This window comes from Saccharothrix coeruleofusca, assembly GCF_014648515.1.
GTDB classification, from domain to species: domain Bacteria; phylum Actinomycetota; class Actinomycetes; order Mycobacteriales; family Pseudonocardiaceae; genus Actinosynnema; species Actinosynnema coeruleofuscum.
On record NZ_BMRG01000009.1, the window covers coordinates 237,886 to 248,313 of the forward strand.

General features: G+C 74.7%; 12 protein-coding genes. 6 read left to right on the plus strand and 6 right to left on the minus strand.

All coding sequences use genetic code 11. From position 1 onward, the window contains the following. The coding region (locus IEZ00_RS22595) for a peptidoglycan-binding domain-containing protein (RefSeq protein WP_189225302.1) at positions 1-338 on the minus strand (338 nt) is incomplete at its 3' end. A gap of 203 nt (positions 339-541) precedes the next feature. On the opposite strand from IEZ00_RS22595, the gene IEZ00_RS22600 reads away from it, so the two are divergent. From IEZ00_RS22600 to IEZ00_RS22620, 5 genes are all read left to right on the plus strand, one after another. Next, positions 542-1,546 (plus strand): helix-turn-helix domain-containing protein, encoded by a 1,005-nt coding sequence (locus tag IEZ00_RS22600; protein WP_189225303.1) that lies wholly within the window; start codon positions 542-544, stop codon positions 1,544-1,546. A 37-nt stretch (positions 1,547-1,583) separates the two neighbouring features. Further along, positions 1,584-2,123, plus strand: coding sequence for a molybdenum cofactor guanylyltransferase (gene mobA / locus IEZ00_RS22605; RefSeq protein WP_189225304.1), 540 nt, complete (start codon positions 1,584-1,586; stop codon positions 2,121-2,123). Positions 2,124-2,259: 136 nt separating this feature from the next. Further along, on the plus strand, positions 2,260-3,297 hold the full coding sequence (locus IEZ00_RS22610) for an AAA family ATPase (protein ID WP_189225305.1): 1,038 nt from the start codon (positions 2,260-2,262) through the stop codon (positions 3,295-3,297). Further along, positions 3,294-4,268, plus strand: coding sequence for a DUF58 domain-containing protein (locus tag IEZ00_RS22615; protein ID WP_189225306.1), 975 nt, complete (start codon positions 3,294-3,296; stop codon positions 4,266-4,268). The genes IEZ00_RS22610 and IEZ00_RS22615 overlap by 4 nt, the downstream gene beginning before the upstream one ends. Beyond that, positions 4,265-5,230, plus strand: coding sequence for a VWA domain-containing protein (locus IEZ00_RS22620; RefSeq protein ID WP_189225307.1), 966 nt, complete (start codon positions 4,265-4,267; stop codon positions 5,228-5,230). The genes IEZ00_RS22615 and IEZ00_RS22620 overlap by 4 nt, the downstream gene beginning before the upstream one ends. A 57-nt stretch (positions 5,231-5,287) precedes the next feature. Here IEZ00_RS22620 and IEZ00_RS22625 read toward each other — a convergent pair whose 3' ends face one another. Genes IEZ00_RS22625 through IEZ00_RS22635 form a run of 3 tightly spaced genes read right to left on the minus strand, consistent with a single transcriptional unit; the run spans position 5,288 to position 8,196 of the window. Further along, positions 5,288-6,184, minus strand: coding sequence for a TAXI family TRAP transporter solute-binding subunit (locus IEZ00_RS22625; protein WP_372448482.1), 897 nt, complete (start codon positions 6,182-6,184; stop codon positions 5,288-5,290). After that, positions 6,181-7,536, minus strand: coding sequence for a sensor histidine kinase (locus IEZ00_RS22630; RefSeq protein WP_189225308.1), 1,356 nt, complete (start codon positions 7,534-7,536; stop codon positions 6,181-6,183). Before IEZ00_RS22630 ends, IEZ00_RS22625 begins: the two co-directional genes overlap by 4 nt. Further along, on the minus strand, positions 7,537-8,196 hold the full coding sequence (locus tag IEZ00_RS22635; protein ID WP_189225309.1) for a response regulator transcription factor: 660 nt from the start codon (positions 8,194-8,196) through the stop codon (positions 7,537-7,539). Positions 8,197-8,244: 48 nt separating this feature from the next. Here IEZ00_RS22635 and IEZ00_RS22640 point away from each other — a divergent pair, with 48 nt between their 5' ends. Next, positions 8,245-8,979: a GAF and ANTAR domain-containing protein gene (locus IEZ00_RS22640; protein ID WP_189225310.1), complete on the plus strand. Its 735-nt coding sequence runs from the start codon at positions 8,245-8,247 to the stop codon at positions 8,977-8,979. A gap of 31 nt (positions 8,980-9,010) precedes the next feature. Here IEZ00_RS22640 and IEZ00_RS22645 read toward each other — a convergent pair whose 3' ends face one another. Next, on the minus strand, positions 9,011-9,382 hold the full coding sequence (locus IEZ00_RS22645) for a YchJ family protein (protein WP_189225311.1): 372 nt from the start codon (positions 9,380-9,382) through the stop codon (positions 9,011-9,013). A gap of 68 nt (positions 9,383-9,450) precedes the next feature. Then, a partial coding sequence (locus IEZ00_RS22650; protein ID WP_189225312.1) for a glycoside hydrolase family 6 protein occupies positions 9,451-10,428 on the minus strand: 978 nt, incomplete at its 5' end.

Genomic DNA, 10,428 nt, shown 5'->3' on the forward strand with positions numbered 1-10,428 from the left:
TCGGCCGGGACGCCGATGATCTTCTGCACCTCCCGCAGCGCCGCCTCGGTGCGAGCGCCGAACTCGCCGTCGACCGCCAGGCCCTGGCCGTAGCAGTAGTTGAGAGAGTCCTGCAGAGCTCGGACCGCGTTGCTCTGGGCGCCTCGGTCCAGCACGCACGCGGCGCTCCAGGTTCCCGGCACGTTGTAGACCGGGATCCAGGACTCCTCGGCCCACGTCCCCCGCTCGTTGCAGTAGTAGGGCGCCTGCGCGTCCACCGAGGCGGACGCGGAGGCCGGAGCCGCGACGCCCAGGGTGACCAGGGTGGCCGCGGCGAGTGCGGTGAGTGTTCTGGACATGATCGTTTTCCTTTCGCGGATCGGACCGGTCGGACTCTGCTGACGGCTCGTCCCGCCGGGCAACGGCGCTGGGACGGTGGGACGTCCCAGCGCGCTGACCTGCGATGACGCAGGAGGTCTGGGACAGGGCGCGGGATTGCGGTGAACGCGGGCGGCGGCTCGGCCAGGGTGGAGGTGGGGAGGGAACGGCCGGAGGGAGGGGCATGAAGCACCGATCAGGTGAGCTGTCCGAGCGGCTCGTGGAGCTGAAGGAGCGGTCCGGGCGCAGCTACCAGGACCTCGCGCGCCGGGTGGGGGTCAGCGGTTCGGCGCTGCACCGGTACTGCACGGGGGAGTCGGTGCCCGCCGACTTCGCGGTGGTGGACCGCTTCGCCCGCGCGTGCCGGGCCACCCGCGAGCAGCTGGCGGAGCTGCGCCGGCTGTGGTTGATCACCGAACTGCGCCGGGAGGGCGCGGGGGAGTCCCGCGCCGAACCCCTCGTCGAGCAGGCCCCGGAACCCGCCCCGGAACCCGTCGCGGAACCCGTCGCGAGTGAGCCCGAACCGGGGGCGGGACCGCGGCGGCCGGCGCTGCTCAAGCTCGCCGTGGTCGCCGCGCTGGGCCTGGTGGCCGTGATGGTCCTGGTCCTGGTCGACCTCCGGCACCGGCAGGAGGCCGCGCCGACCGTGCCGCTGCTGCTGTCCGACCGCTGTCCCGACGTGCTCAAGCTCGGCCACGACGGCGACTGCGTCCACGAGCTGCAGACCCTCCTGCAGGTGGTGGGCGGCGAGCTGGCCATCGACAGCAGCTTCGGGCCGCGCACGCGGATGCGCACCATCGGCTTCCAGGTGCTGGCGGAGCTGCCCGCCACCGGCGAGGCGGACGCGGCCACCAAGCGCGCCCTCTACGCCAAGAAGGCGCAGCTGCGCAGCTGGCCCGCCGTGCGGGTCGAGGAGCGCATCCGCGAGGTGTTCCCCGAAGAGCCCGACCGGGCCGTCGGCGTCGCCCGGTGCGCCTCCCAGGTCGACCCGCTGTGGGTGCTGCCCAACGTCGACGGCAGCAACAACTGGGGGGTGTTCCAGCTGTCCGACGGCCTGCTGCGGCAGTACTCCGCGAGCCCGAGGGAAGCGCTGGACCCGGAGCGCAACATCGCACTGGCCCGCCGCACGTGGGAGCGCAACCGCGACTTCTCGGCGTGGCCCCACTGCGGCGCGGTGGCCCCGGCCTGAGCGCGCCGCCGGGCGCGCGGTCGGCTACAACAGCGGCATGACGTGGGCGGCGGTGGTGCTCAGCGGTGGTCGGGGCAGCAGGATGGGCGGGGTCGACAAGTCCGCCCTCCTGGTCGCGGGCCGCACCCTGCTCGACCACGCCCTCGACGCGGTGCGCGGCGCGGCGCGGGTGGTCGTGGTCGGCCCGCCGCGCCAGGCCGCGGGGGTCACCTGGGCGCGCGAGGACCCGCCGGGCGGGGGGCCGGTGGCGGGCCTGGCCGCCGGGCTGGCGCACGTGGCCGAGGACTTCGTGGCCGTGCTGGCGGTCGACCAGCCGGGCGTCACCGAGTCCACAGTGGACCGGCTGCGCGCGGCGGCCGGGGGCGGCGGCGCGGTGCTGGTGGACGCGACGGGCCGCGAGCAGTGGCTCGCCGGGGTGTGGCGCACGGAGGCCCTGCGCGCCGCGCTGCCCGCCGACCCGCGCGGGGCCGCCATGCGCTCCGTGCTCGGACCGCTGGCCCCCGCGCTCGTGCCCGCGCTGCCGGGCGAGGCGCGTGACGTGGACACGCCCGAGGACCTCGACGAGCACGCGAGGTGACCACGTGCTCCGGCCCGCCCGCGCCGGGGGCGCTCGTCCACCCTGGACACGCCGCGGCGGGCGGGGGTCTTCACATGAGCCACACCGGCGACCGGGGAGACTGGGCACCGTCGCACAACCCTGTCGAGGAGGACCTTTGTCCGAGCCCGCCGCCGAGGCGCCCAACACGCCGGCTCGTGACGCCCAGTTGCTCGAACGCACCGTGTTCGAGGTCAAGCGGGTGATCGTCGGCCAGGACCGGCTGGTCGAGCGGATGCTCGTCGGCCTGCTGGCCAAGGGGCACCTGCTGCTGGAAGGCGTGCCCGGTGTGGCCAAGACACTGGCCGTGGAGACGTTCGCCACCGTGGTGGGCGGTTCGTTCTCGCGCGTGCAGTTCACGCCCGACCTGGTGCCCGCCGACATCCTCGGCACCCGCATCTACCGGCAGGCCACCGAGAGCTTCGACGTCGAGCTGGGGCCGGTGGTGGCCAACTTCGTGCTCGCCGACGAGATCAACCGCGCGCCCGCCAAGGTGCAGTCGGCGATGCTGGAGGTCATGGCCGAGCGGCACGTGTCCATCGGCGGCAAGACCTTCCCGATGCCCACCCCGTTCCTGGTGCTGGCCACCCAGAACCCGATCGAGAACGAGGGCGTCTACCCGCTGCCCGAGGCCCAGCGCGACCGCTTCCTGTTCAAGATCCAGGTCGAGTACCCCACGGCCGAGGAGGAGCGGGAGATCGTCTACCGGATGGGCGTCGAGGCGCCCGTCCCGCACCAGGTGCTCAGCCCTGACGAGCTGGTCCGCCTGCAGGGCGTGGCCTCCAGGGTGTTCGTGCACCACGCGCTGGTCGACTACGTGGTGCGGCTGGTGATCGCCACCCGCGCCCCCAAGGAGCACCAGCTCACCGACGTCGCGGGCTGGGTCGCCTACGGCGCCTCGCCGCGCGCCAGCCTGGGCATCATCGCCGCCTCGCGCGCGCTGGCCCTGGTCCGCGGGCGCGACTACGTGCTGCCGCAGGACATCGTGGACGTGGTGCCCGACGTGCTGCGCCACCGCCTGGTGCTGTCCTACGACGCGCTGGCCGACGGCGTGCCGCTGGACCACATCATCACCCGCGTGCTGCAGACCGTGCCGCTGCCGCAGGTCTCCGCGCGGCCGCAGCCCGGCGCACCGCAGCCCGTGGGCAGGCCGTGACCGCGCCGCAGCCCACGTCCGACCCCGCCGACGCGCGGACCGGGTCCGCCCGCCCGAGCTGGGCCCCACCGGTGCTGCACGGCGGTCGCCTGGAGGCCGCGCTGCGCACCCTGGAGCTGGAGGTCCGGCGCAGGCTGGACGGCCTGCTGCAGGGCAACCACCTGGGCCTGGTGCCCGGACCGGGCTCCGAGCCCGGTGAGGCGCGGCCCTACCAGCCCGGCGACGACGTGCGGCGGATGGACTGGGCGGTCACCGCCCGCACCACCGAGCCGCACATCCGGGAGACCGTGGCCGACCGCGAGCTGGAGACGTGGCTGGCCGTGGACCTCTCACCCAGCCTGGACTTCGGCACCGCGGTGTGCGAGAAGCGCGACCTGGTGGTCGCGGCCACCGCGGCGGTGGCGCACCTGACCCGAGGCGGTGGCAACCGCATCGGCGCGCTGGTGTCCACCGGCGAGCAGCTGGTGCGGGTGCCCGCTCGCGGCGGCATGGCGCACGCGCGCGGCCTGATCCGCAAGGTGGCCGAGACTCCGCGCGCGCCCGAGGGCACCCGAGGCGACCTGGCCGCCGTGGTCGAGCAGCTGCGCCGCCCACCGCGGCGGCGCGGCCTGGTCGTGGTCGTCTCCGACTTCCTGGGCGAGCTGACCTGGCAGCGTCCGCTGCGCGCGCTGTCCGCGCGGCACGACCTGGTGGCCATCGAGGTGGTCGACCCGCGTGACATCGACCTGCCCGAGGTGGGCACGGTCGTGCTCGCCGACCCGGAGACCGGGCGGCAGCGCGAGGTCGTCGCCTCCCCGCTGCTGCGGCGCGAGTTCGCCGCCGCGGCGGCCGAGCACCGCGCCGAGGTGGCCGCGGGGCTGCGCCAGGCCGGGGCGGGCCACCTGGTGCTGCGCACCGACTCGGACTGGATCGCCGACACGGTGCGCTTCGTCGTGGCCCGCAAGCGGCGTTGGTCGGGAGGGGTGGCATGAGCCTGTCGGGGTTCACCGCGCCGTGGTGGTTCCTGCTGCTGGTGGTCGTGGCGGGGGTCGCCGCCTTCTACGTGGTGATCCAGCGGGTGCTGCGCAAGCGGGTGCTGCGGTTCGCCAACCTGGCGATGCTGGACCGGGTCGCGCCCAAGCGGCAGGGCTGGTACCGGCACGTGCCGGCGGCGTTCCTGCTGGTGGCGTTCATCCTGCTGACCGTGGCGCTGGCCGGGCCGACCGCGGAGCAGAAGGTGCCGCGCAACCGGGCCACCGTGATGCTGGTGGTGGACGTGTCGCTGTCGATGAAGGCCACCGACGTCAAGCCGACCCGGCTGGAGGCCGCGCAGGTGGCCGCCAAGTCCTTCGCCGAGGGCCTGACGCCGGGCATCAACCTGGGCCTGATCTCGTTCGCCGGGTCGGCGACCGTGCTGGTCGCGCCCACCACCGACCGCTCGGCGGTGACGCAGAGCATCGACAGCCTCAAGCTGGCCCAGTCCACCGCCACCGGTGACGCGATCGTGGCCGCGCTGGCGGCGATCGACTCGTTCGGCAAGGTGGTGGGCGGCGCGGACGGACCGCCGCCCGCGCGGGTCGTGCTGATGACCGACGGCAAGGAGACCGTCGGCACGCGCAAGGCGTTCGACGCGGCCGAGGACGCCAAGAAGGCGGGCATCCCGATCTCCACGATCTCCTTCGGCACCGAGGACGGCGTGGTGGAGATCGAGGGCAAGCAGCAGGACGTGCCGGTGGACGACGACTCCATGAAGGAGATCGCCAAGCTGTCCGGCGGCGAGTTCTTCAAGGCCGCCAGCGCCGAGGAGCTGCGGCGGGTCTACGACACGCTGGGCGAGCAGATCGGCTACGAGAAGAAGCAGGCCGACGCCAGCAGGCCGTGGGTGGTGCTGGGCACCCTGATCGGCCTGGCTTCCGTCGTGGGCGCGCTGGTCCTGGGACAACGGCTCCCCTGACACCGGGGGTGGCCGGGGCCCACCGCCCCCCGGCCACCCCCCACCGCCTGCGGGCGCTCAGCCGTGGACGGTGCGGTAGGTGGTGGCGGCGCCGGGGTGGAGGGGGACGCCGACGGTGCCGATGAGGCTGCGGACGTCCAGGAACTGGGTGCCCAGCGCCTGCTCGGGCACCAGGGCGGCGGCCCGGTCCAGCAGGGTGCGGGTGATCGCGGCGACCAGGTCGTCGGGCAGCCGGGCGTGGCACACCAGCAGGTTGGCCACCCCCACGGTGGCCACCTCCTGCGTCGCCTCGTAGACCCCGGCGGGCACGCTGACCTGCTCGTACACCGAACCGTGAGCGGCCCGCAGGCCGGGCAGCAGCTCGGCCATGGGCAGCAGGCGGATGCCGTCGAGCCGCGCCAGCGCGGGCGTCGGCACGCCGCCGGACCACAGCAGGGCGTCGACGCGGCGCTGGGCCAGCGCCGCCGCGGCCTCGGCCAGCGGCAGGTGCTCGACGCGGGCGGAGCCGTGCAGGCCCAGCGACGCGAAGACCCGGTCGCCGATCAGCGCCGCACCGGAGCCCTCCGCGCCCAGCGACACCACCCGCCCGGCCAGGTCCGGCACCGAACGCGCCGGGTCGTCGGAGCGGACGACGAACTGCAGGTAGTTCTCGTAGACGCGGCCGATGGCGCGCAGCTCCAGGGCCGGGTCGGCGGCGTGGGCGGCGTCGGCGTGGGTGAGCGCGAGGTGCGCCTCGCCCCGGCCCAGCACACCCAGGTTGTCGACGCTTCCCCTGGTGGCCAGCACCCGAGGGCGCAGGCCCGGTTCCAACTGCGCGGCCAGCAGGGTGGCGAAGTCGAAGTAGAACCCACCCCGCTCACCCGCCGCGACCACCACCTCGCCCTCCGGGCCGCCCGCCGCGCACCCGCTGGCCAGCAGCCCGAGCAGGAACGTCCTCCTGGTCACCGCGTTCACAGCGGCGGCTCCAGCGGCAGCACGACCCGCGCGACCAGACCGCCGGGGGAGGACAGCTCCAGCGCGCCGCCGCGAGCGCGCACCAGCTGGTCGGCGATGGCCAGGCCCAGGCCGGTGCCCGGTCGCGCCGAGTCGCCGCGCCAGAACCGCCGGGTCGCCAGCGCCAGCTCCCGCTCGCCCATCCCCGGACCGTCGTCGGCCACCTCGACCCACGCCGTGCCCGCCGCCCGGTCCGCGCCCAGCGCCACCCGCGCCGCGCCGCCGTGCTTCAGCGCGTTGTCCAGCAGCACGTCCAGCACCTGGGCCAGGTCCGACTCCGGGCAGCGGACCAGCACCGGCAGCCGCGGCGCGGGTGGCGGGGACACCTGCCAGAAGTCCGCCCGGTCGGCCGCCACCGCGGCCAGGTCGGCCAGCTCCGGCTCACGCCCGCCCGCGGCCGCCTCGGTCGCCTTGCTCTCCGCCACGGCCAGCGCCAGCAGCCCGTCGAGCATGGACTCCAAGCGCTCGATCTCGGCCACGCCGGCGGTGTATGCGGCCACCCCCTCCGGGGTGACCCGCCCGCTGAGCGCGTCCATCCGCAGCCGCAGCGCCGCCATCGGGTTGCGCAGCTGGTGCGAGGCGTCGGCGATCAGCCGCCGCTGCTGGTCGGCCGCCTCGCCCACCGCGTCGGACATGCGGTTGAACTGTTCGGACAGCTCGCGCACCTCGGGGGGACCGCTGCTGCCGGTCACGTGCGCGCGCCGCTGGCCTGCCGCGACGGCGCGCACGCCCTCGGCCAGTTCGGCCAGCGGGCGCAGCAGCCAGCGGGTCACCGCCAGCACCAGCAGCACCGAGCCCAGCGCCGCCGCCAGCGCGCCGCCGAGCACCCACGACCAGCGCCCCGCCACGTCCGCCGCCGCCCGGTCCACCGACGCGCGCAGCACCACCGCGCCCACCACCCGCGTGCCGGTGCCCACGGGCCGGGCGAAGAGCACCCGCTCCGACGACCAGGGCAGCACCGTCGGCACCTGAGCGGCGGGCTGGTTGCGCAGCGCGGCGTCCAGCGCGCGGGCCACGCCGGGGTCGTCGACGCTCAGCCCGGCCTGCGCCACGGCCCGCCGCCGCGCGTCGACCACGACCACCGGCTCGCCGTACAGCGAGGCGTACGCGGTCAGCTCGTCCACCAGCGGGGCCCGGTCGCCGCCCGCCTCGGCCTGCTGGGCCAGCGCGGCGAACCGGTCGAGGTCGGCGGTGCGGCTGAGCACGAACCGCTGGGTGCGCTCGTTCGCGGTGGCCGACAGCAGCGGCACCGCGAACGCCGCCACCGCCGCGGCGGAGAACAGCAGCAGCACCAGCAGCAACCTGCGGCGCATTCAGCCGCCCAGCCGGTAGCCGAAGCCGCGGATGGTGGTCACCAGCCCCGGCCTGCCCAGCTTGGCGCGCAGCCCCGCCAGGTGCACGTCCAGCGACCGCGACACCGCCAGGTAGGCGTCGCCCCACACCTCGTCCATCAGCTGCTGCCTGCTCACCGCGGTGCCCGCGCGGCAGGCCAGCGCCGCCAGCACGGCGAACTCCTTGCTCGTCAGCGCCACCTCCGCGCCGCCCACCACGACCCGCCTGCCCTCCAGGTCGATCTCCACGTCGCCGACCCGCACCACCCCGGCCGAGGCGCCGGAGCGGGCCGCGCTGCGCCGCGCCACCGCGTCCATCCTGGCCAGCAGCTCACCCAGCCGCACCGGTTTGACCAGGTAGTCGTCCGCGCCCAGGCGCAGGCCGCGCACGGTGGACCGCTCGTCACCGCGCGCGGTCAGCACCAGCACCGGCACCTGCGCCACCCGGCGGATCTTGCGCAGCACCTCGAGCCCGTCGGTGTCGGGCAGACCGAGGTCGAGCAGCACCAGGTCGTGGTCGCGGTGGGCCAGCAGCGCGTCCGCCCCGCGGCGCACCCGGTGCGGGTGGTGGCCGTTGGCCCGCAACGCCTCCACCAGAGCCCCGGCGACCCCGTCGTCGTCCTCGACGAGCAGCACGCGCACGCCGCCTCCCTTCCGGTGGCAGCGATTATCGCCCTCAACGTGTAGACAATGCCTGTGAGCATCGAAATACCCGCCGCGCAACTCGACGAGGCCAGCCGCGCGCTGGAAGACCTCGCGGGTCTGCTGGCCGACGAGCAGCCCCTCAGACAGGTGTTGAGGCAACTCGCCGATTCGGCCGTCCGGGTCATCCCGGACGCCGCCGCGGTCAGCGTCACGCTGGTGCGCGGGGATGCCGCGGAGACCGCCGCGGCTACCGACGACAAGGTGGTCGACATCGACCGCGAGCAGTACGCGGCGGGTGAGGGGCCTTGCCTGGAGGCGGCCAGGACGTTGACGCCGGTGCGGGTCAGGGTCGCCGAGGCGATGGACCGCTGGCCCCGGTTCGCGGCCGCGGCGCGGCGCGCCGGGGTGCTGGCCTACCTGTCGGCGCCGCTGGTGGTCGACGTCGACGGGCATGAGCTGCTGGGTTCGCTCAACCTCTACAGCGAGACCGAGAGCGGGTTCGACCCGTTCGACGAGGCGCTGCTGCGGCTGTTCACCACCGCCGCCTCCACCGCGATCACCGGCGCGCGCCGCTACGAGCGCTCCCGCGAGCTGATCGAGAACCTCCAGCGCGCCCTGGTCTCGCGCGCGGAGATCGACCAGGCCAAGGGCGTGCTGATGGCCGCGCACGGCATCAGCGCCGACGAGGCCTTCCAGCGGCTGGCCCACGAGTCCCAGCAGCGCAACACCAAGCTGCGCCAGGTGGCCCGCAACCTGCTCGACTCGGTCCGCGGACGATGAGGCCCGCCACCGGTCCGGGGACTGGTGGCGGTCAGATCTCGTCCACGTAGAACCACTGGCCGTCTTCGCGGACGAACCGGCTGTGCTCGTGCAGCACGCCGTCCCCGCCCCGCCACCGGTAGTGCGCGCGGAACCGCACCGAGCCCGCGTTCGCCAGCAGCCCGCCGCCGGTGGTGGACAGCACCTCCAACCCGGTCCAGCGCTGCTCGGGGTCGAGGTCCAGCGAGCGCGGCCTGGTGCCGCGGTGCCAGGTGCGCAGCAGGTAGTCCTCGTCACCGAGGGCGAAAGCGCTGTAGCGCGACCGCATCAGGGCCTCCGCGGTGGGCGCGCTCAGCCCGCCGGAGTGGTACCGGCCGCAGCACCGGTCGTACGGCTCGCCTCGGCCGCAGGGGCAGGGTGTCACCCGGTCATTAAAGGGCTCCCCTCCCGGTGACTGCCAACCGGGAGGGGAGCGGGCTGGAAGCGACGGCGTCAGCCGCAGGCCGCCCCGTTCAGAGCGGGTGAGCCGAACGGGGGTGTGCTTCCGCTGTAGCTCGCGCTGTAGCCGATGGTCGCGGTTCCACCGGTGGCGAGCCTGCCGTTCCAGGACGCGTTCTGCACCCGCACGGTGTCACCCGTGTCGGACCACGTCCCGTTCCAGCCCTGGGTGACGGTCACACCGGGAGCCGAGAACGTCAGGGTCCAGCTCTCGACAGCCGGGCCCGAGTTCTCGATCACCACCTCACCGGAGTAACCGCCTGACCACGAGCTGAGCACTCGGTGCGTCACCGCGCACCCGGTCCCGCCGGGCGGGGACGCGGTGGTGCTCGTCGTGGTCGTGGTGGCGGGGGGCCCGGCGGCGACGGCCATGTCGTAGGCGCGCTGGGGCACGAACTGCCCCGCGCCCGCGATGCAGCCGTCCGCCTCGCCGGGCAGCTTGACCCACAGGAACGCCTCGATCTGCGCGTCCCCGGTGTTCTTGGTGCTGGGCGTGCCGATCGCCCGGCCGGGCGGGTCGCACCACTCGCTGCCGAGCGGGCCGTTGCCGTTGCGGCTGGTGTCGATGACCGCCTTGAGCCTGGTGTCGCCCAGCGCGTTGAGCACGGCCTTGGCGAAGGCGATCTCGTCGGCGCTGCGGCGGTAGTTCGACACGTTGGTGGCGATGCCGTCGCCGCTGGTGAAGATCTCCGCGCCGCGCAGCCGCTCGTTGGCCTGCGCCGGGGTCAGCCACGCCGAGTGGCCGATGTCGAAGTAGACCTTGGCCTGCGACGAACCGGCCTTGAGCTTCTTTCCCGCGTAGGCCATCGACGCCATGGTCTCGCGCTGCTGGTCCGCGCTCTGGCAGCTGCTCATGATGGGCAGCACGTCGGGTTCCAGCACGATGGCCGCCGGGCGGCCCGCCAGGCCCGCCGCGACCTCGTCCACCCAGGCCCGGTAGGCCTGGTGCGAGGGCGCTCCGCCGCCGCTGGC

Bases quoted from the DNA above. Each gene is read 5' to 3' on its own strand.
- IEZ00_RS22630 (WP_189225308.1), bottom strand. From the start codon at position 7,536: ATGCGCCGCAGGTTGCTGCTGGTGCTGCTGCTGTTCTCCGCCGCGGCG.
- mobA (WP_189225304.1), top strand. From the start codon at position 1,584: ATGACGTGGGCGGCGGTGGTGCTCAGCGGTGGTCGGGGCAGCAGGATG.
- IEZ00_RS22600 (WP_189225303.1), top strand. From the start codon at position 542: ATGAAGCACCGATCAGGTGAGCTGTCCGAGCGGCTCGTGGAGCTGAAG.
- IEZ00_RS22640 (WP_189225310.1), top strand. From the start codon at position 8,245: ATGCCTGTGAGCATCGAAATACCCGCCGCGCAACTCGACGAGGCCAGC.
- IEZ00_RS22620 (WP_189225307.1), top strand. From the start codon at position 4,265: ATGAGCCTGTCGGGGTTCACCGCGCCGTGGTGGTTCCTGCTGCTGGTG.